This is a genomic window from Bradyrhizobium sp. LB11.1 (genome assembly GCF_040549385.1).
GTDB lineage: Bacteria > Pseudomonadota > Alphaproteobacteria > Rhizobiales > Xanthobacteraceae > Bradyrhizobium.
Genome location: NZ_JBEPTH010000026.1, coordinates 23,880 through 43,826, shown reverse-complemented (window position 1 = coordinate 43,826; position 19,947 = coordinate 23,880). Strand labels below are relative to the sequence as shown.

Here is a 19,947-nt window from a genome sequence, read left to right as displayed (position 1 = left end):
ACCACGGCTCATCCCACGTTCGTGACGATCGCGATACGCCCCTCTGACCGGGATGAGGTGCAGGATATCTACTGTAAATCAGAAATTCGGTAAAGCGGAATATTTTTGCCGACGCGGATTGACCCGTCGCTAGCGTGTTTTGCCCGACAGGCAACGCAAGCAGTCGTGGCCCCGATGGAGCGCAGTGCAATCCGGGGCTTTCGAACCCGCGGTGACGAACCCGGATTGTGCTTCGTCCCGTCCGGGCAGCGCGGCCTCGATAAATCAGATGATTTCGCCGCAAGACCTAACTGCGTCATCGGTCGGTCAGATATGATTCGGAGGTTTGCTCGATCTGCGCCGGATATTCGCCGCTCAACAGCTTGTCCGCAGCATATCCACAGGCGCGACCGAGCGGATTTGCGTCAACGCCGCAAAGCACTTGCTGCGCACAAATCCACAGGAGGCTCAACCGCCGGCCTGGTCGAACACGGTGCGGCAAGCTTCGCTCAAGCTTGAGCGGTTACGGCGCAGGCACGCCGTGATGGCGCGGACGTTGGGGATTTCGCCGGCACAGAGCCGGTAGACGTCGGGCGTGCAGGCCCTGCGCTGCTCCGGCGTGCCCTGCTGCGCCTGGGCGGCACTCGCCAACAGGGTCAGGAACAGGCCGACCGTCGAGGCGCGGCGCGCTCGGCTTCTTACACCCGCAAACCGCAAGAACCTCGTCTTCATGACCAGTCTCCTGTCCGCCCTGCTCGTCCGGCCCGTGTGTCGGCCGCCGTGTGAAGAGGTAGGAGGAATAAATCGCGGGGGATGTGATCTCTTTCACACTGGCCGCTGCCGGGAGACGCCTAGGTTCCCTTCGAGTCTCCTGGGGGTTTTCTGGAGATTTCTTGGGGACTTTTCAGGAATCACTAACCATTCGGATCTCGATCGGCCGATCGTTAAAATGCGAACGATCAGGTCAATCGGGAAACAAACCGGCTTTGCGACAGTGCGCCATCCGCGTTCCGGAGGGTGTGATGAGCGAAGCCGAATTCAACTTGCTGCTGGATACCGTCCGCGACGCCATGAGCAATGAAGATTTTGCGCCCGCGCCGGAGGAGGAATTTGTGCCCCGCTCGTGGAGCTTCTACGCGACGCCCAAGGCCGCGAATGACAATGAGGGTGCGTGGCCCCTGCTGCCCTTTCCGGACGGCTGGTACGCCGCATGCTGAGACCGCTGAGCACGAGGTGACGGCGCGTACGCGCGACCACGGGCCTCCGATCAATTCTTGACGCTGTCCTCGTTATCTTGCGGCGTTTGATCGGGCGCGGCAGACGGGAAGATGCTGTCATAGATCGCGCGCGCTTCGCGAATGAGGCGAGCCCGCTCCAGCTCTGATTTCGGGATAAATCGGACGATCTCGCCCACGTGCTCTCCTGCGCTCGACTGTTGGGACTGTTTCACCCGACTCATGCGAACTCTATGCCAGCGGGCATGAATCGGGGGGTTCCAACCACCCCCGGGCAAACCCGGTGGGTGCGCATCGGCAGGTCCCATCGCGGCGTGGATGAAACCGGTGCCAAATCCATTTTTTTCTGAGATATCAGGGAGTTGTGATGGAGGCCACGTCGGGACTCGAACCCGAGTAAACGGTTTTGCAGACCGGCGCGTAACCACTCCGCCACGTGGCCCCAACGAGGGCGGAGCAATATAGGGGATCAACGGTTTAGGCAACCGCCTTCATCTCATCTGCCCGCCGCAGCGTCGCAAACGGATTGGCTCTCGTCAGCCATGCGAACGCAGTGCCGCGCACGCCGTCCCCGGTCCAGATCGCGGGCGCGAGGAAGAAGACGAATTGCAGGCCGCTCACGATCGCCGAGCCGATGTCGCGGAAGCGCGCACCGAGCATGCTGAGCGCGACCGAGCCGCCAAGCAGCACGACCAGCAGGATCGCGCGATCATCTGCAGCACGTGCAAGCAACCCTACGGACGAGGTAGGCTTGACTCAGGACCGTTTGCCGCGGCGGGCACCGCGTCGGCGGTCCTTGGCCACCGGCTTGGGCGCCAGTTCCGGCATCTCGGCCTGAACCTCGCGGTAGCGCGCCAGCATGCGTTCAAAGCTCGCGTTCAGCGTCGCGCCGATGTCGGGGCGCCGCTCCAGCCCCGCCAGCAGTGTCGCGGCGGCCTCGATGGTCGACAGTCCGTCCTTGCGCGGCTCGCGGCGAAGGCGGCCGTAGCGCGACGGGTGCGCCGGGTTGAGGATCACGCGCTGGCATTTCAGCATCCAGGGATTACGCCACCACAGCGCCTTGGCCTGGCTCCAGGTACCGTCGAGCAGCACCACGCCTTCGAGCTTGCCAAGGATGGCGCGCTGGTTCTCGGCAACCTCGCCCTTGCGGTTGAGCGCGACAATCTCGCCCTCCACGTCGAGGTCGGCCGCGCGGGCCGAGCCGAGATAGAGCACGGCCCAGTGCGAAGCATTCTCAATCTGGTGGCCGAGCGTCTTGGACAGGCTCGGCCATGACAGGCCGACCCGCAGGGTCGCATCGGCAAAGTGCCTCGCCAGCAGCCGCGCCGTGCCGAGTGCCCTGTCCTGCTCCTGCGGATGCTGAAGGATCAGGAGCTCGAGACGATTTTCGATCGGCGTGACACTGTCGCAGATGCAGAGCGGCATCGGCTTCTGACAGTGCGGACATTCGGGAACGGGCTCGGGCGCTACGGCCGTGGTCTCGGCTGGGTTCGACATGATCGCCGCTATACGCTTCGTCCGGCGGTTCAACAACCTATTCCGCCGGGGCCGCCAGCGCGTGCGGCTCGGATCGCCGGCGCAGGCGGTCGATCAAGAGATAAATCACGGGCGTGGTGTAGAGCGTCAGGATCTGCGAGACGAACAAGCCGCCGATGATGGTGATGCCGAGCGGGCGCCGCAGCTCGGTGCCCGGTCCGGTCGCAACGACCAGCGGAATGCCGGCGAACAGCGCCGCCATAGTCGTCATCAGGATCGGACGGAAGCGCGCCTGGCACGCCTCGAAGATCGCCTCCGCCGAGGACAGGCCGCGCTGGCGCTCCGCATCGAGCGCGAAGTCGACCATCATGATTCCGTTCTTCTTGACGATGCCGATCAGGAGAATGATGCCGACAAAGGCAATCACCGTCAGCGGCGTGTTGGTGATCTGCAGCGCGAGCAGCGCGCCGAGGCCGGCCGAGGGCAGCGTCGAGATGATCGTGAGCGGATGGGCGAGGCTCTCATAGAGCACGCCGAGCACGATATACATCGCCACCAGCGCGCCGAGGATGAGCAACGGCTGCCGGCTGCTGGTCTTGGCGAAATCGCGGGCATTGCCGTCAAAACTGCCGCGGATGCCTACGGGCATGTGCAATTCGTCGACCGCGCGCTGGATGTTCTGCGTGGCGGCCTGGAGCTGTACGTCCGGCAAGGTGTTGAACGATACCGTGGTCGAGGGCACCGACTGCGAATGATAGACCGCGAGCGCGGCAAGCCCGCGCGTCGCGTGCACCACGGCGGATAGCGGCACCTGCACGTCGCCCGCGCCGGCGACGTAAATGCGATCGAGATTGGACGGATCGACCTGGAATTTCGGATCGATCTCGAGCACGGTCATGTACTGGTTGCGCTGGGTGTAGATGATCGATATCTGACGCTGCGAGAAGGCGTTGTTCAGGGCGTTGTCGATGTCCTGCACCCTGACGCCGAGCGCCGCTGCCTTCTGGCGATCGATGTTCAATGTCAGTTGAAGTCCGCCGGGATCGCGGTCGCTGGAAATGTCGGTGATGCCCTCGACCGTCTCCATCCGCTTGGCCACGATCGGTGCCCACTTCTGCAGCAGGTCGAGGTCGGTGCTCGATAGCGTATACTGGTAATTGGAATCGCTCTGCCGGCCGCCGGCGCGGACATCCTGCGCGGCGAACATGAAGAGGCGGATGCCGGGCACGGGGAACAGTGCCTTCCGCAACCGGTCGATCACGACCTGCGTCGAAACGTAGTCGCGTTCTTCCGGCGGCTTCAGACTGATGTACATGACGCCGCGGTTCGAGGTCGCGCCCCCCGGCCCGCCTCCACCGCCGACGGTCGAGCCGATGCCGGCCACGGCCGGATCCTGCATCACGATGTCGGCGAGCCGCTGCTGCAGCGTCAGCATCGACTGGAACGAGATGTCGGCCGAGGCGCGCGTCGCGCCGATGACGAAGCCTGAATCATCCGTCGGGAAATAGCCCTTGGGCACCTTGATGTAGAGCATCACCGTCAGGCCAATGGTGGCGAAGAAAACCAGCAGCGTCAGCAGCGGGAATTCCAGTACGGCGCGAAGAGTGCGGGTGTAGAACGAAACGACGCGCGACAGCGAGCCTTCGATCAGGCGGTCGAACAGCGTCGCGGAGTCCGACGTGGTCTGCCGGATGTAATGGGCACAGATCATCGGCGTGACCGTCAGCGACACCAGGGTCGAGACCACGATCGCGAAGGTCAGTGTCAGCGAGAATTCGCGCAGCAGACGGCCGACGATGCCGTCCATGAAGATCAGCGGGGTGAACGCTGCAATCAGCGACAGGCTGATCGAGACCACGGTGAAGCCGATCTGCTTGGCGCCTTCCAGCGCCGCCTGCATCGGTCGCATGCCGTGCTCGAGATTGCGGAACATGTTCTCGATCATGACGATGGCATCGTCGACCACGAAGCCGACCGAGATCGCCAGCGCCATCAGCGACAGATTGTCGATCGAAAAGTCGGCGACCCACATCCCGGCGCAGGTGCCGGCCAGCGCCAGCGGCACCGAGATGCCGGCCGCGATCGTCGGCGTCATGCGTCGCAGGAATACGAAGACCACGACCATCACGAGAATAGCGGTCGCGAGCAGCGTCCACTGCATGTCCATCACGCTGGCGCGGATGGTGCTGGTGCGATCGACCAGGGTGGAGACGTCGACGCCGGCCGGGATCCATTGCTTCAGCGCGGGGATCAGCGCCTTCACACGGTCGACGGTGTCGATGACGTTGGCGTCGCCCTGTTTGGTGATCTGGATCAGCACCGCCGGCTGCTTGTTGAACCAGGCGATCGAGCGCGCATTGCGAACGCCGTCCTCGATATCGGCGACGTCGGCGAGACGCACGAAATTGCCACCTGAGCTCTTGATGACGATGTCGCGGAACTCCGCGGCCGTGCGCATCTGCCGGTTCAGCGACAGGGTCTCGCTCTGGCGCTCGCCGTTGAAGATGCCGACGGGACCGAGCGGGTTGGCGTTGATGATCGCGGTCCGGACGTCGTCGGTCGCGATTCCCGCATTCGACAGCGCCACCGGGTTGAGCTGGATCCGCACCGCCGGCTGGTCGGCGCCCGAAACCGTTACATCGCCGACGCCCGGCACCTGCGAGATGCGCTGCGCCAGCACGGTATCGGCGACGTCGTACATGGCGCTGGCGGACAGCGTCTTGGAGGTCAGCGCCAGCACGAACACGGGAGCGCCGGCCGTATTGGCCTTGCGGAATCGCGGCAGCGCCGGCAAATCGCTCGGGAGATCGATCAGGGCGGCGTTGATCGCGGCCTGCACGTCACGCGCGGCCTTGTCGATGTTGCGGCCGATGTCGAACTGGAGCTGAATGTTCGCCGTGCCGAGAGAGCTCGTCGACGTGATCTGGTTGATGCCTGCGATTTCGCCGAGCCGCCGTTCCAGCGGCGCGGCCACGGTAGCGGCCATCACCGAGGGATCGGCGCCGGGGCGGCTGGCCGAAACAAAGATGGCGGGGAAGTCGACATTGGGGACCGAAGCGACCGGCAGGAACTCGTAGGCGACGCCCCCCAGCAGGAACAGCCCGATCGACAGAAGCGTGGTCGCGACCGGACGGCGGATGAAGGGCTCCGAGATCGATGCCATCACTGCATCCCCTCGGTCGCGCCAGCGGTGGGCGGCGCGTCCGGTTCCGGCGGCGGCAACGCCTGCTCGAGGCGGCGGTTGATGCGGTCGAGCGCGAGGTAGATCACAGGCGTGGTGTAGAGCGTCAGCAGCTGGCTCAGCAGCAGGCCGCCGATGATGGAGATGCCGAGCGGAAAGCGGAGCTCGGCGCCGGTGCCGCTTTCGACCGCCAGCGGCAGCGCGCCGAACAGCGCAGCCAGCGTCGTCATCATGATCGGGCGGAAGCGCAACAGACACGCCTGCACAATCGCTTCATGCGGCGGCATGCCCTGCCCGCGCTCGGCCTCCAGCGCGAAGTCGATCATCATGATCGCGTTCTTCTTGACGATGCCCATCAGCAGGATGATACCGATCAGGCCGATCACCGAGAGATCCTGTCCGCACAGGATCAGCGCCAGGATGGCGCCGACGCCGGCTGAGGGCAGCGTCGAGAGGATCGTGATCGGGTGGATGTAGCTCTCGTAGAGCACACCCAGCACGATGTAGATCGTGATCACGGCGGCGAGCAGCAGCCAGGGCTGGCCGGCGAGCGCCTTGGCGAATTCGGCGGCATCGCCGGCATAGACGCCGACGATGCTGTTGGGCATCTCGATCCGGGTCTCGATGGTCTTCACCGCCTCGACGGCGTCGCCGAGCGCTGCACCCGGTGCGAGGTTGAAGCTCAGCGAGATCGCCGGGAATTGCGCCTGGTGCGAGATCGCGAGCGGCGCCGTGGTGCGCTTTAAAGTCGCCACTGCGTCGAGCGGCACCTGGGCGTTGGGCGCACCGACGGTCGCGCTCGCGCCGCCCGGCAGATAGAGTTTTGACAGGATTGAGGGATCGCGCTGGTACATCGGCAGCGCCTCCAGCACCACGCGATACTGGTTGGCCTGGCCGTAGATGGTCGAGATCTGGCGCTGCGCAAACGCATCATTCAGCGTGTCGGTGATCGCCTGGAGGCTGACACCGAGCTGGCCGGCGCGGGTGCGATCGACGTCGAGCTGCGCGCGCAGGCCGCCTTCCTGGGCTTCCGAGGAAACGTCCCGGAACAAGGGATCGTGCCGCATCTCGTCGACGAGCTTCTTCGCCCATTCCGACACCAGCGTCGCATCGGTGCCGGTCAGCGTGTACTGGTATTGCGAGCGGCTCGACTGGGTCGAGATCTGTACGTCCTGCACCGGCTGGAAATAGACGGTCATGCCGGGGATGCCGGAGACCTTCTCCTTCAGTCGCGTGATGACCGCGCTGACATCGTCGTGCCGCTCGCCGCGCGGCTTCAGCGTCATGACGAGACGACCGACATTGGTGGTCGGGTTGACCGAGCCGGCACCGATCACGGAGACCACGCCGGTCACGTCAGGATCGGCCTTGATGGCGTCGGCGGCGGCGGCCTGCCGCTTCTGCATCTCAGCAAAGGAGACGTCCGCCCCCGCTTCGGTCACGGCCGTAATCGATGCGGTGTCCTGCAGCGGCAGAAAACCCTTTGGCGCAACGACATAGAGCACCAGGGTCGCGACCAGCGTCGCAAAGGTCACGACCAGCGTGGTGCGCTGGTGCCGCAGAACCACGAGCAGCGTGCGGTGATAGAGCTCGACGGTGCGGTCGATGAAGCGGCTGACGGCGGCCAGCCCCGGCACCGCCAGCTCCTCATGGGCATGCTTGAGCAGCCGCGAGCACATCATCGGCGTCAGCGTCAGCGACACCACCGCCGAGGTCACGACCGCGATGGTCAGCGTCAGCGCGAATTCGCGGAACATGCGGCCAACCAGTCCCGACATGAACAACAGCGGGATGAACACCGCGATCAGCGACACCGTCAGCGAGATCACGGTAAAGCCGATTTCGCTGGCACCTTTCAGCGAGGCGCTCATCGCGCTGTCGCCATTCTCCATATGGCGCACGATGTTCTCGATCATGACGATGGCGTCGTCGACGACAAAGCCGGTGCCGATGGTGAGCGCCATCAGCGACAGATTGTCGAGGCTGAAGCCGGCAAAATACATGATGCCGAAGCTCGTGATCAGCGACAGCGGCAGCGCCACGCCCGCGATCAGCGTCGCGCGCAGCGAGCGCAGGAACAGCAGCACCACCAGTGTCACCAAGACGACGCTGAGGATCAGCGTGAATTGCACGTCGTGGACCGAGGCGCGAATTGTGACGGTGCGGTCGGACACGATGGTCAGATGCACGCCGGCCGGAATCGCGCGCTGCACTTTCGGGATCTCGGCGCGAATCTGGCTGACGACGTCGATGACATTGGCACCGGGCTGCCGCTGAATGTCGATGATGACGGCCGGCGTGCCCTGATACCAGCCGCCGGTGCGATCGTTTTCAAGCCCGTCGACGATCTGGGCGACGTCGCCGATCGTGACCGGCGAGCCGTTGCGATAGGCGATGATGATCGGCCTATAGGCGTCGGCGGCAGCGATCTGGTCGTTGGCCGCGATGATGTAGGACTGCTGGGCGCCATCGAGCGAGCCCTTGGGACCGGAGACGTTGGCGTTGGCGATGGCGGCCCGTAAGTCTTCCATGGCGATGCCGTAGGCAGCTAACCGCGCCAGATCCGCCTGGATGCGCACGGCCGGCTTCAGCCCGCCGAGCACGGACACGCGCCCGACGCCGGAAATCTGGCTCAGCCGCTGCGCCAGCAGCGTGTCGGCGATGTCGCTCATCGCGCGCAACGAGATCGTGTCCGAGCGCAGCGCCAGCGTCATGACCGGCGCATCCGCCGGGTTCACCTTGGCGTAAGTCGGCGGATAAGGCAGCGTCTTCGGCAGCACCCCGGCGGCGGCATTGATCGCGGCCTGCACGTCCTGGGTGGCGCCGTCGATGTCGCGGTTGAGATCGAACTGCAGCGATATCTGGCTGACGCCGAACGAACTGGTCGAGTTCATCGCCGTCAGCGAGGGAATCTGGCCGAGCTGCCGCTCCAGGGGCGCGGTGATCAGCGAGGCGATCACGTCGGGGCTCGCGCCCGGCAGCTGCGTCGACACCTGCACGGTCGGGAAGTCGACCTGCGGCAGCGCGGAGACCGGCAGCGCGAAATAGCCGAGCGCACCGCCGATCAGCAGTGCAATGCCGAGCAGTGAGGTCGCGATCGGCCGGCGAATGAAGGGTTCTGAGACACCCATGAGATGCGCCTGCCGCTCAGGCGGCTGTTGCCGGGATCATGGCTGCTTGGCTCCAGGTCCCGATGGTTGAGCCCCCTGTGCCGGCGCCGGTCCAGTCTGGCCCTTCTGGTCGCCCTCACTGCTCTTCCGCTTCGCGCGGAAATCGCCGTCCTTGCCTTGACCGTCTTTGGCTTGCCCGTCCTTCTTCTGGCCATCCGGCGCACGCGTGCGCTTGCGCGGAGCGAGGTCGGCCGACGGCGTCTGCTCGTCGCGGCCGATAATCACCTTGGAGCCATCGGACAGATTGGCGAAGCCGGTGGTGACGACCCGGTCGTTTGGCGACAGGCCGCTGGCGATCACTGCATCATGCTCGTTCTGCTGAGTCACCGTCACGGGCTTGGCCGAGGCGACGTTGTCCTCGCCGATGACATAACTGAACGTGCCGATCGGCCCGCGCTGCACCGCCGACGTCGGAACCACCAGCGCCTGCGTCAAGGTCTCGACCTTGAGGCGGACGTTGACGAACTGGCCCGGCCAGAGCTGATAATTGGCGTTGGGGAATTCGGCCTTGAGCTTGAGCGTGCCGGTGGTCTGGTCGACCTGGTTGTCGATGCCGGTGAGCTTGCCGGTGTCGATCACGGTGACGCCGTCGTTGCCGAAGACGTCCACCGGCAGCGCGCCTTTGGCGGCGGCCGCATTAACGCGCATGATCTGCTGCTGCGGCAGGCTGAACCACACCGCGATCGGCTGCAATTGCGTGATAACGACGAGGCCGGTGGTGTCGGAGGCGTGGATGATGTTGCCCTGGTCGACCTGACGCAGGCCGACGCGGCCCGTCAGCGGCGCCACGATCTTGGTGTAGCTCAGCGTCGCCGCCGCATTGTCGATCGCGGCCTGGTCGGCCTTGACCAGCGCCTCCGTCTGCGCAACGGCGGCGCGCTGCGTGTCGGCCTGCTGCTTCGAGCCGGCATTGGAGGCCGCGAGCTGCTCGTAGCGCGTCAGGTCGATGCGTTGGTTGGCGAGTTGGGCTTCGTCCTGGGCCTTCTTGGCGACGGCCTGGTCATAGGTCGCCTGGTAGAGTGCCGGGTCGATCTCGCCGAGCACGTCGCCCTTCTTGACGTCCTGGCCGTCGGTAAACTTCACAGCGATCAGCTTGCCGTCGACCTGCGAGCGCACGGTGACCGTGTTGAGCGCACGGATCGCCCCGACGCCGTCGAGATAAACCGGCACGTCCTGGACCTTGGGAGTAGCCGCCAGCACCGGCACCGGCAGATCAGGCCGCTGTTGGTTGCGACCGCCGCTTGCTTGCTGCGGCTGCTGATGCATGACCGTCCAGCCGAGATAGCCGAGGGCGCCGAGGATCGCGAGCGTGATCAGGGTCATGACGAAGCCGCGGCCGCGCCGCTTTTTCGCCGTCCCCTCTTTCGCGCTGTCCTTCGTATCCGGCTTAAAGAGCATTGACCGGTTTCTCCATTCGCGGCTCCCAGCCGCCGCCGAGAGCCTGATACAGGCTGACAATTGCAAGAAGGCGGGCGAGTTGCGCCTGCGCCAGCGTGTCCTCGGCCTGGAACAGCGTCAGCTGGGTGTTGAGCACGGTCACGATATCGGCCGTGCCCGCGCGCAGCTGCTGCTCGGCGAGGTCGAAGGCGCGCCGCGAGGCGTTGACGACATCGCGCTGCAATTGCAGCTTGATCGTGGTCTGCTTGATCGAGAACAACGCATTGTCGACGTCGGTAAAGGCCTGGACGATGGTCTTGCGGTAGGTCTGGAGCAATTCATCCTGCCGCGCCTTGGCGTATTCGAAATTGCCCAGGATCTTGCCACCGTCGAAGATCGGCTGCGTCGCGCTGCCGACCAACTGGAAGAACGCCGCGTGCGGCTGGAACAGCGAGACCAGCGCCGAGCTCTGATAACCGCCATTGCCGGTGAGCTGGATGGTCGGGAAGAACTGCGCCCGAGCGTTGCCGATGTTCGCAGTCGCCGAGGCGAGCTGCGCCTCCTGCCGGCGGATGTCCGGCCGCTGCGTCAGGAGCTCCGACGGCAGGCCGGGCGTGACGCGCGGGATCGCAATCCGGTCCAGCGAGCCGCCCGCGACTCGCACGCTCTCCGGCGGGCGCGACACAAGCACCGCAAGCGCATTGGAGTTCTGGTCGAGGGTCTGTCGCAGTGGCGGCACCAGCGCCTTCTGGTTGGCCAGCACGCTCTCCTGCTGGGCGACGTCGAGATCGGTGCCCGTCCCGGCCTTGCGGCGCTCCCGGATGGCATCGAGGATGCGCTGCGCGCTCGCGATATTGCGCTGGGCGGTGCGGAGACGGTCCTGCGAGGACAGCACCTGGAAATAAGCATTGGCGACGGCTGCAAGCGTCGTCAACGCGACGGTGTCGCGGTCGAAGCGGCTGGCATGGGCGGTCTCCTCCGCCGTTTGCAGCGCGTCGCGGTTCTGGCCCCAGAAATCGAGCTGGTAGCTGGCGCTCAGCGACGCCTGGTAGTTGACGACCTCACGGCCGCCATTGGTCAGCCCCGAAGCCGAAGAGCCGGAGGTGCGCGAATAAGCCTCCTGTCCCGTTCCTGACAGGCTCGGCAACAGCGCCGCACCCGCCTGCCGCGCCTGGGCATCAGCCTCGACGATGCGCGAGACTGCGGCAGCGATGTCGAGGTTGACGGTATGCGCCTCTTCCATCAGTTGCGTCAGTTCCGACGACCGGAAGCCGCGCCACCAATCCAGCGTCGGCGGCGCGTCCGCCTTCCCTGCGTATTTGTATTGCGTGGGGACATCGAGCGCGGAATCGGGAAGATCCTGGGTCAGCACGCAGGCGCCCGAGTTCGACGCCAGGCACACCACCGCAACAGCACGCAACGTCCGGGACGCAGACCCAAGGAATTGCCGCATGGCGACGGCCGGAACCCGCTGTGTCACATCCACCCCCTGCCGGGCAGATCGCGCCGCCACCGCGCGGCTGGATTAGCCGATTCGCTGGCGGACTGCCGGAGGCCTTTGTGTAGCGCGTTCACACCGTGATGCTTCCTGCGAAACCTGAAATCCATCCTAGCCGGGCGCGGAACTGCGGGACAGTCCCGCACCTGCGAAACGCACAGCCCGACGCACCCCGCTCTGAACGACAAAAATACAAAAAGCCACTGTCTTGCAGGAGTTTTTTGATTTGTCGCGCCATTCCGAAGCGCGTTCAAGCTTACCAAGATTTCATGTGATATTGCGGCCACACTGGCCGCCAGACCAGCGAGCGCCCTTGCTCCACTGAAACCTGCGCCGCAACGCACCGTAGCTTGTCCAGCACGAGGCAACTTACGCATGCGCATCGCGGTCATCGGAACGGGCATCGCCGGCAATTCGGCGGCCTGGACGCTTTCACAGCGCTATCCGGTGACGGTCTATGACCGCGAGCTGCGCCCCGGCGGCCACGGCCACACCGTCACCATCGATTATCAGGGCACGCCAGTCGCGGTCGACATCGGCTTCATCGTCTACAACGAGCTCAACTATCCCGACCTGACCGCAATGTTCGCCCATCTCGGGGTCGAGACGGTCGCAAGCTGCATGAGCTTTGCCGTTTCTGCCGATGGCGGCCGTTTTGAATGGCGCGGCGGCGGCAATGATTGGCGGACGACGGCGGCCGGCTTATTCGCCCAACCGAGCAACCTGCTCTCCCCGTCCTACCTTAGGATGCTCACGGAGATCCCAAAATTCGGCCGGCAAAGTGTCGACGATCTCCGCAACGGCCGCCTAAGCGGACTGACGCTCGGCGATTACTTCCAGCAACGGCAGTTCTCCAAACGCCTGCTCACCGACTATCTCGCGCCGATGGGCGCTGCGATCTGGTCAGCGCCGGCGAACGAGATCCTCGACTTCCCGGCCGAGAATTTTGTCACTTTCTTCGACAATCATCGCTTGCTGCACTATGACCGGCCGGTCTGGCGCACGGTCAAGGGCGGCAGCCAGCGCTATGTCGCGCGGCTCCAGGCCGCATTCAAGGACAGCGTCCGGCTTGGTTGTGCAGTAACATCGATCGAGCGAACCGCGCATGGCGTCACTGTGCATGACAGCCACGGCGGGCGCGAGACATTCGATCACGTGGTGATCGCCGCCCACAGCGACCAGGCACTCGCCATGCTGTCCGACGCAGACCCGCGCGAGCGCGACATCCTCGGCGCCATCGGCTATTCACCGAACAAGGTCTATCTGCATCGCGACGCCAGGCTGATGCCGAAGCGGCGACACGCCTGGGCGTCGTGGAATTTCCTGCGCTGGCAGCGCGAGGGAGATGCGATGAACGACGTTGCGGTGACCTATTGGATGAACCAGCTCCAGGGCATCGACCCCGACAAGCCTCTGTTCGTCAGCCTCAATCCACCTTTCGAACCTGCGCCGGAGCTCACTTTCGGCCAATATCTCTGCGAACATCCGCAGTACAATGCGGCGGCCTTTGCCGCGCAGAAGCGGCTGGGCGAAATCCAGGGGCGGCGGCACGTTTGGTTCTGCGGCGCCTGGACCGGCCATGGCTTTCACGAGGATGGCCTGCGCTCAGGCCTGGCCGTCGCTGAGGCACTCGGGGCGACCGCACCCTGGCGCACGGCACCGGTCGAGCTGGCGGTGGCCGCGGAGTAGCACGATGGTGACGACAGCCCTCTCCGTGACCGATTCCGCCTCGCTCTATTTCGGCGATGTCATGCATGCGCGGTTGAAGCCAATTGGCCATCGCTTTAGCTACCGCGTCATGAGCCTCCTGATCGACCTCGACCGGCTGGGCGACGCCGATCGGCAGTCTGCGCTGTTCGGCGTCAACCGCGCCGCGCTCTATAGTTTCCACGAGAAGGACCACGGCCCGCGTGACGGCTCCTCGCTGCGCGCCTATGCGCAGCGCTGCGCTGCGGCGCACGGCATCGATCTTCGCGGCGGCCGGGTCGAGCTGCTCTGCTATCCCCGCCTGCTCGGTTACGGCTTCAGTCCGCTCTCGGTCTATTTTTGCCATGGCGCAGGCGGCGAGCTGGCGCTGGCGATCTACGAGGTGCGCAACACCTTTGGCGAAATTCATTCGTACGTCCTGCCGGTGGGGTCTGGCGAATGGAGCGATGCGGGCCTGCGCCAGCAGCAGGAAAAATTATTCTACGTCTCGCCCTTCATGCCGATGGCAATGCGCTACCATTTCCGCGTCCTTCCGCCGTCCGACACGGTGAAGCTGCGCATCCTGGAGACCGACCGCGACGGCCCGCTGCTCGTGGCGACCTTCAACGGCCGTCGCCGCGCGCTAACCTCGCGTGCCCTGCTGCGATCCTTCTTCGGCCTGCCGCTCGTGAGCCTCAAGGTGATGGCGGCGATCAATTGGGAAGCACTGCGGCTTTGGCTCAAGGGCGCGCGGCTGGTGCCACGACCGAATGCCGCAGCACGCCCTGGTGCCGAAACCACCTTGGCGCCGGGCGAAACATCCACTTATATTATCCGTCGCTGACCACATGCGGAGCGCGCTCGGATCAGGCGAAATGGAGAGTTGGGCGCATCTGGCTGGTGGTCGAACTTTACCGGTTCAGGTGATGGATACGCCGATGTCGACGATTGTCTCGGTGACGCCCGACAACGTGGAGACAGCGTTCGCTGACTTGCCGCGCATCGTGCGCCTTGCGGTCACCTTCGGTTCACAGCTGCGGCGCGGGACGCTGCACGTCACGCTGCCGGACGGTCGCGTGATCCGTCTCGGCGGGCAGGAGCCGGGCCCGAACGCAGTGATGCGGCTGCACAATTACGGCTTCGCCGCTCGCCTGATCAATGGCGGCGACATCGGCGTTGCGGAAGCATATCTCGCCGGCGATTGGGATACGCCCGACCTCACCCAGTTTCTTTATCTGTTTTGCGTCAATCACGATCTCATTCAGGCCATGCTGCGCGACAAGCCGCTGATGCGGTTTCTGCAGATGCTGCAGCACTGGTTCAATCGCAACACGCGCCGCCAGGCGCGGCGCAACATCCACGCCCATTACGACATCGGCAATGCGTTCTACTCGGCCTGGCTCGATCCCAGCATGACCTATTCGTCGGCGCTGTATGACGAGAGCACCACCGATCTCACGGCCGCGCAAACCAACAAATATCGCCGCCTCGCCGAGGCGCTCGATCTCAGGCCCGGCCAGAAGTTGCTCGAGATCGGCTGCGGCTGGGGCGGCTTCGCCGAATTCGCCGCCAAGACCTATGGCACCCGCGTGGTGGGGTTGACCATCTCGACCGAGCAGCGCGACTTTGCGCAGAAGCGCGTCCACGAGGCAGGCCTTGCCGAAAAGGTCGAAATCCGCCTGCAGGACTATCGCGATGAGCGTGACCGATACGACCGGATCGCGTCGATCGAGATGATCGAAGCGGTCGGCGAGCAGTTCTGGCCGCGCTATTTCGCCCAGTTGCGCGACCGGCTGCTGCCGGGCGGACTGGCCGGCATCCAGGCCATTACGATCCAGGACAAGCTATTCCAGAGTTACCGGCGCGAGGTCGACTTCATCCAGCGCTACGTCTTCCCCGGCGGCATGCTGCCCTCGCCCGCCGCGTTGACGTCGCTCGGCGAGAGGTTCGGCGTTCCTGTCATCCGCGAACGCATCTTCGGGCAAGATTATGCCAAGACGCTGGCCACCTGGCGAAATAACTTCCGCGCCGCCTGGCCGGACCTCGTCCCGCTCGGCTTCGACGACCGGTTCCGGCGGCTGTGGGAGTACTATCTCGCCTATTGCGAGGCCGGATTCCTGTCCGGCAATATCGACGTCCGGCAAGTCATCTTCGCAAAGCAGCAATAAGAGTTTGCGCCCTCGCCTTGCAAGGGTTCGGCTTGTAAGGCTGGCGACCCTACTTTAGGGTCGCGCCCATCTCGTGAACCAGCCGGTAATTGCCTGACATGACCATCAAAAACGACGTTGTCGAAGCCATCGGCAACACCCCGCTCATCAAGCTCAAGCGCGCCTCCGAACTGACCGGCTGCACCATCCTTGGGAAGGCCGAGTTCATGAATCCGGGCCAGTCGGTCAAGGACCGCGCCGGCAAATGGATGATCCAGGAAGCCGAGAAGCGCGGCGAGCTGAAACCGGGCGGCCTCGTGGTGGAAGCGACCGCCGGCAATACCGGCATTGGGCTCGCGGTGGTGGCGAGCGCGCGCGGCTATCGCACGCTGATCGTGATCCCGGAGACGCAGAGCCAGGAGAAGAAGGACTTTCTGAAGCTGTGCGGCGCCGAGTTGCTGGAATCGCCGGCACTGCCCTACTCCAATGCGAACAACTACCAGCATGTCGGCCGCCGTCTTGCCGACGAGCTGCGCAAGACCGAGCCGAACGGCGTGCTATTCGCAGATCAGTGGAACAACCTGGACAATGCCAAGGCGCATTACGACTCGACCGGCCCCGAGATCTGGCAGCAGACAGGCGGCAAGGTCGACGGTTTCGTCTGCTCGGTCGGCAGCGGCGGCACGCTCGCCGGCACCAGCCGTTACCTGAAAGAGAAGAACAAGGATATCCGGATTGCCTGCGCCGATCCGCACGGCGCCGGCATGTTTGAATACTTCCGGACCGGCACCGCCAAGGCGACTCCCGGCGACTCCATTACGGAGGGCATCGGGCTCGGCCGCGCCACCGCGATCGTCGAGAGCGCGAAGGTCGATGACGCCTATCTGATCCCCGATGCCGAAGCCGTTACGGTGATCTACGAGCTGCTCCAGCACGAAGGCCTGTGCCTCGGCGGCTCCACCGGCATCAACATTGTCGGCGCGATGCGCCTCGGCAAGCAGCTCGGGCCGGGCAAGACGATCGTCACCATTCTGTGCGATTCCGGCAGCCGCTATCAGTCAAAGCTGTTCAACGCCGACTTCATGCGCGCCAAGAACCTGCCGGTGCCGGAATGGCTGGAGAAGCGCAGCAACATCAAGCTGCCGTTCGTCTAGCGCCGGGCGGGTCCGTCAACTCCAGGTCGAACGCGCCGTGCCTTGCGACACGCGCGCAAGGCGTTGGTCCGATGTCGATGGTTTGCTGAGCGCGCGTGCGGGCGGCTCGAAGGGGTTCGTGTAAGCGCCCTCGCTCTCGGCGCTCGGCCAGAAGGTGAGCGCCAGGAGCAGAACGAGATTGACCAGCCCGCTGACCATCGTGCCCTGATGCTCCTGGCCGATCGCCCAGGCCGGAAACCTGCCTGCCGCTACGTGATCGACGATCATGAGCGCGATCCAGATCGGGATGACGCAAACCGGATCCCAGCCGATGTCGCGGATGCGCATCGACTGCAGCGTGAAGGTCGCAAGCCCGAAGAAGACCATCGCAGCAATGATGGCCCAGTTATGGGTGATATCTTCGGGACGGACCATGCTCGGTGATGTCGTCCGCAGCGTGGCCATCGCAATCGCAAAACAGATTGCGGTCATCACGATAGCCAGCACGACCGTGGCCAGAAAGAAATGCAGGCGCCCGAGACGGGCATTGAGGCCGAACACGAAACCCAGCATTTGACACACCCCCATTAAACGCCAGATGCGCAGAAAGAGCTTTCGGCCGCGTGAAGCGTCGGGGTGTCGTCATCGGTATGGTTTTTAGCCGGCGACGGGATTGCGTAAAATTCTACGCTTCGGCGCCCCGTGCCACGGGTGCCGTAGGATGCGCAAAGGCGCTCTTGCGCCGTGCCTACCATCTCTCAACGATCGCAGGCAGAATGGTGGGCACACACTACGCTTTGCCCACCCTACGAGACCTCCGCCGTCGTTGCGGCACAATAGTCGCGCCAGAACTGGCGATAGCCCGCATCGACCCTGCCCGCGTAAATCTCGACATTACCGGCGGGCGAAGCAGCGATCTGCGCCGGCAGATCCGCGCGCAACTTCGCCAGATGAGCCGGCTGCTCAGCGTATTTGCAGGCGATCGCGGCGTAGCTATCATCGTCCTCGGCGACCCAGTCCTTGAGGCCGACCGCCGACACGATCGAGGCGCCGGCACGCGACGAGGACGCGTTCCCGAGCTTGGCAACGACGGGAACGCCGGCATAGAGCGATTCCCACGTGCTGATGCCGCCATTCTGCGGGAATGGATCGAGCGAAATGTCGACCTGCCCAAAGGCCCGTAGATGCTCGTGGCGCGGCGTCGAGCCCAGACAGGTGATATTCGCTTCGGAAATACCGTGCGCGACAAACCGCGCGACGAGGCGCTCGCGCACCAGGGGATCATCAAGCAGGGTATGCTTGATGATGATCTTCGATCCCGTCACCTCGCGCATCAATTTCGACCACACGCGGATGGCGTCGTCCGAAATCTTGTTGATGCGGTTGAACACGCCGAAGGTCACATAACCGTTGCGGAGCATCGGAAGCTCCGAAGGCGGCACATCCAGGATGGGATCCAATGTGTTCAGGCACGGCAGGTCATAAACCTTTTCAGCCAGGAGATGGCGTGCTGATTCAGGAATGAAGACGGGATCCGCAAGCAAATAGTCCATGGTCTGAAGGCCCGTGCCGGACGCATGTCCAAAGGCAGAGACCTGGATAGGGGCCGGCTTGCGTGCGAAGACCGGCAGCCTGTTGCCGGTGGTATGCCCTGATACGTCGATCAGGATATCGACCTTGTCGGCCTGAATACGATCGGCCAGTTCGTCGTCCGAAAGCTGCCAGGAATCGACCCAGACGTCCGCCAACTGCTTGAATCTGGCGGTGACCTCGTCCTGTGTCGACGAGCACGCATAGCAGACGATTTCGAATTTCGAGCGATCATGATGGCGCAGGATCGGTAACAGCGCGAATGCCGCCGAGTGGTACCAGAACTCGGCAGAGACATAGCCAATGACGATCCGCCTGCCCGGGTCAAGCTGCCTGGGCAACAGCTTCCTTTGCGGCAATCTGGTGCCAATCGCGTCCCACCAATGTTTTCGCGCGGCCTGCTGGACCGCGAAATCGGCGTCGGCGAGAAAATCCAGAAAGAATATCTTTCGCCCGATCAAGCTCGCATCCGGCGCAATGGCCAGCGCAGCGTCAAGAAGTTCGATCGCCGATGCGATCTCTCCCTGGTTTGCAAAACAGGCGCTCAGCAGCGCCATCGCGACCGCGGAGCGCGGATTTTCCTCGAGCAGCGTGGTGCAGGCCATGATCGCCTGCGCCGTATTCCCCATGTTGAGCGAGACTTGTGCTTTCCCTTGCAGAGCCACCTCGAGCTTGGGAGAAAGTGCAAGCGCTGCGTCAAAATCCGCCGCCGCCTGTTCCAACCTCGACAGCTCGAGATTGACCCGTCCGCGGTTCGCCAGGATCTTCGCCGAACCCGGCCTGATCGCGAGCGCTGCCTCAAGCGCGCCTTTCGCCTCGTCGTAGTTCTTGAGTTCGATACTGACCAAACCTTTTCCGACGAGCGCCTCGACGTGGCGCGGCTGAAACAACAAGGTGCGCTCGAAACTTTGTCTGGCGCGGTCAAATTGTTGCAGCGCCAGCTGCGCCAAGCCACGATTACAGAGCGCGTCGACATAGTCAGGCTTCAGCCCGACCGCGCGATCGTACATTTCAATGGCCTGCTCGACGCAGTTCAGATGCAGCAAGGCATTACCGAGATTGGCCAAAGCCATCGGGAAGCCCGGCTTCAGCGCGATGGCCTTCCCAAGGTACGTGCGCGCTTCCTCATATTGCCCAAGCGCGAAATGCGTAGCTCCCAAGTCGGAAAGAGCCTGTGCTGAGCGCGGGTCGATGGTCACGGCCTGCTTGAGAGCCTGTTTCGCTGCCTCGAAGCGCTGACTCGCGAACGCGCACAAGCCAAGCAGGTGCGACGCGCTGAAATGCTCGGGGAGCTCATTCAGGATCTGGCGGCAGAGCGTCTCGCTCTCCGCATAGCGGCCCTGGCCATAGGCCGCGTTCGCGGCGGAGATGATGGCCTCCGCCTGCTTCCTGAATTTCTTCTGCAATCGCGCGTTCTGGAACGCGCGTGCGCCGGCGCTGCTCTGCAAGGTCGCTCTCCCGGGGATGGCCAACGG

Annotated in this window: 15 protein-coding genes and 1 tRNA gene; 5 read left to right on the top strand and 11 right to left on the bottom strand. The window is 64.1% G+C overall.

The features are described from left to right. Positions 1-447: 447 nt before the first annotated feature. Positions 448-711 (bottom strand): hypothetical protein, encoded by a 264-nt coding sequence (locus ABIA96_RS34795; protein WP_354141430.1) that lies wholly within the window; start codon positions 709-711, stop codon positions 448-450. A gap of 290 nt (positions 712-1,001) precedes the next feature. Between ABIA96_RS34795 and ABIA96_RS34790 the strand changes: the two genes are divergently transcribed. Further along, complete coding sequence (locus ABIA96_RS34790; protein WP_354141429.1) at positions 1,002-1,196, top strand: hypothetical protein; 195 nt, start codon at positions 1,002-1,004, stop codon at positions 1,194-1,196. 50 nt (positions 1,197-1,246) lie between these two features. Here the strand turns inward: ABIA96_RS34790 and ABIA96_RS34785 are convergent, their stop codons facing one another. The 8 genes from ABIA96_RS34785 to ABIA96_RS34750 form a co-directional block, all read right to left on the bottom strand. Further along, positions 1,247-1,393: a hypothetical protein gene (locus ABIA96_RS34785; protein ID WP_354141428.1), complete on the bottom strand. Its 147-nt coding sequence runs from the start codon at positions 1,391-1,393 to the stop codon at positions 1,247-1,249. 189 nt (positions 1,394-1,582) lie between these two features. Beyond that, positions 1,583-1,656: transfer RNA gene (locus tag ABIA96_RS34780), tRNA-Cys, on the bottom strand. 35 nt (positions 1,657-1,691) lie between these two features. After that, positions 1,692-1,946, bottom strand: a complete 255-nt coding sequence (locus tag ABIA96_RS34775) for a hypothetical protein (RefSeq protein ID WP_354141427.1) — start codon at positions 1,944-1,946, stop codon at positions 1,692-1,694. A 24-nt stretch (positions 1,947-1,970) separates the two neighbouring features. Beyond that, positions 1,971-2,711 (bottom strand): tRNA-uridine aminocarboxypropyltransferase, encoded by a 741-nt coding sequence (locus ABIA96_RS34770; protein WP_354141426.1) that lies wholly within the window; start codon positions 2,709-2,711, stop codon positions 1,971-1,973. Between the two features lie 37 nt (positions 2,712-2,748). Further along, positions 2,749-5,853 carry an efflux RND transporter permease subunit gene (locus tag ABIA96_RS34765; protein WP_354141425.1) on the bottom strand — a complete coding sequence of 1,035 codons (3,105 nt, stop codon included), beginning with the start codon at positions 5,851-5,853 and terminating at the stop codon, positions 2,749-2,751. Next, the gene (locus ABIA96_RS34760; protein WP_354141424.1) at positions 5,853-9,002 is read right to left on the bottom strand and encodes an efflux RND transporter permease subunit; all 3,150 of its coding nucleotides are present in this window, start codon (positions 9,000-9,002) and stop codon (positions 5,853-5,855) included. Before ABIA96_RS34760 ends, ABIA96_RS34765 begins: the two co-directional genes overlap by 1 nt. A gap of 36 nt (positions 9,003-9,038) precedes the next feature. Continuing rightward, entirely contained in the window at positions 9,039-10,439 is a 1,401-nt protein-coding gene (locus ABIA96_RS34755) for an efflux RND transporter periplasmic adaptor subunit (RefSeq protein ID WP_354141423.1), read from the bottom strand. Beyond that, positions 10,429-11,904, bottom strand: coding sequence for an efflux transporter outer membrane subunit (locus ABIA96_RS34750; protein WP_502918879.1), 1,476 nt, complete (start codon positions 11,902-11,904; stop codon positions 10,429-10,431). The genes ABIA96_RS34755 and ABIA96_RS34750 overlap by 11 nt, the downstream gene beginning before the upstream one ends. Positions 11,905-12,291: 387 nt before the next feature. Between ABIA96_RS34750 and ABIA96_RS34745 the strand changes: the two genes are divergently transcribed. The 4 genes from ABIA96_RS34745 to ABIA96_RS34730 all read left to right on the top strand — a co-directional run bounded on the left by ABIA96_RS34745 (position 12,292) and on the right by ABIA96_RS34730 (position 16,903). Next, the gene (locus ABIA96_RS34745) at positions 12,292-13,605 is read left to right on the top strand and encodes an NAD(P)/FAD-dependent oxidoreductase (RefSeq protein ID WP_354141422.1); all 1,314 of its coding nucleotides are present in this window, start codon (positions 12,292-12,294) and stop codon (positions 13,603-13,605) included. Positions 13,606-13,609: 4 nt separating this feature from the next. Next, the gene (locus tag ABIA96_RS34740; protein WP_354141421.1) at positions 13,610-14,446 is read left to right on the top strand and encodes a DUF1365 domain-containing protein; all 837 of its coding nucleotides are present in this window, start codon (positions 13,610-13,612) and stop codon (positions 14,444-14,446) included. A gap of 94 nt (positions 14,447-14,540) precedes the next feature. After that, complete coding sequence (locus ABIA96_RS34735; protein ID WP_354141420.1) at positions 14,541-15,770, top strand: class I SAM-dependent methyltransferase; 1,230 nt, start codon at positions 14,541-14,543, stop codon at positions 15,768-15,770. A 98-nt stretch (positions 15,771-15,868) separates the two neighbouring features. Next, entirely contained in the window at positions 15,869-16,903 is a 1,035-nt protein-coding gene (locus tag ABIA96_RS34730; RefSeq protein WP_354141419.1) for a cysteine synthase A, read from the top strand. Positions 16,904-16,918: 15 nt separating this feature from the next. Here the strand turns inward: ABIA96_RS34730 and ABIA96_RS34725 are convergent, their stop codons facing one another. Further along, complete coding sequence (locus ABIA96_RS34725) at positions 16,919-17,455, bottom strand: DUF805 domain-containing protein (RefSeq protein WP_354141418.1); 537 nt, start codon at positions 17,453-17,455, stop codon at positions 16,919-16,921. Between the two features lie 233 nt (positions 17,456-17,688). Continuing rightward, positions 17,689-19,920, bottom strand: a complete 2,232-nt coding sequence (locus ABIA96_RS34720) for a tetratricopeptide repeat protein (RefSeq protein WP_354141417.1) — start codon at positions 19,918-19,920, stop codon at positions 17,689-17,691. Positions 19,921-19,947: the final 27 nt, after the last annotated feature.

What these genes read in the sequence shown, in the direction of transcription:
- ABIA96_RS34790 (WP_354141429.1), top strand. Translation starts at nt 1,002, where the DNA reads ATGAGCGAAGCCGAATTCAACTTGCTGCTGGATACCGTCCGCGACGCC.
- ABIA96_RS34725 (WP_354141418.1), bottom strand. Translation starts at nt 17,455, where the DNA reads ATGCTGGGTTTCGTGTTCGGCCTCAATGCCCGTCTCGGGCGCCTGCAT.
- ABIA96_RS34770 (WP_354141426.1), bottom strand. Translation starts at nt 2,711, where the DNA reads ATGTCGAACCCAGCCGAGACCACGGCCGTAGCGCCCGAGCCCGTTCCC.
- ABIA96_RS34755 (WP_354141423.1), bottom strand. Translation starts at nt 10,439, where the DNA reads ATGCTCTTTAAGCCGGATACGAAGGACAGCGCGAAAGAGGGGACGGCG.
- ABIA96_RS34760 (WP_354141424.1), bottom strand. Translation starts at nt 9,002, where the DNA reads ATGGGTGTCTCAGAACCCTTCATTCGCCGGCCGATCGCGACCTCACTG.
- ABIA96_RS34740 (WP_354141421.1), top strand. Translation starts at nt 13,610, where the DNA reads ATGGTGACGACAGCCCTCTCCGTGACCGATTCCGCCTCGCTCTATTTC.
- ABIA96_RS34765 (WP_354141425.1), bottom strand. Translation starts at nt 5,853, where the DNA reads ATGGCATCGATCTCGGAGCCCTTCATCCGCCGTCCGGTCGCGACCACG.
- ABIA96_RS34745 (WP_354141422.1), top strand. Translation starts at nt 12,292, where the DNA reads ATGCGCATCGCGGTCATCGGAACGGGCATCGCCGGCAATTCGGCGGCC.
- ABIA96_RS34735 (WP_354141420.1), top strand. Translation starts at nt 14,541, where the DNA reads ATGTCGACGATTGTCTCGGTGACGCCCGACAACGTGGAGACAGCGTTC.
- ABIA96_RS34730 (WP_354141419.1), top strand. Translation starts at nt 15,869, where the DNA reads ATGACCATCAAAAACGACGTTGTCGAAGCCATCGGCAACACCCCGCTC.
- ABIA96_RS34795 (WP_354141430.1), bottom strand. Translation starts at nt 711, where the DNA reads ATGAAGACGAGGTTCTTGCGGTTTGCGGGTGTAAGAAGCCGAGCGCGC.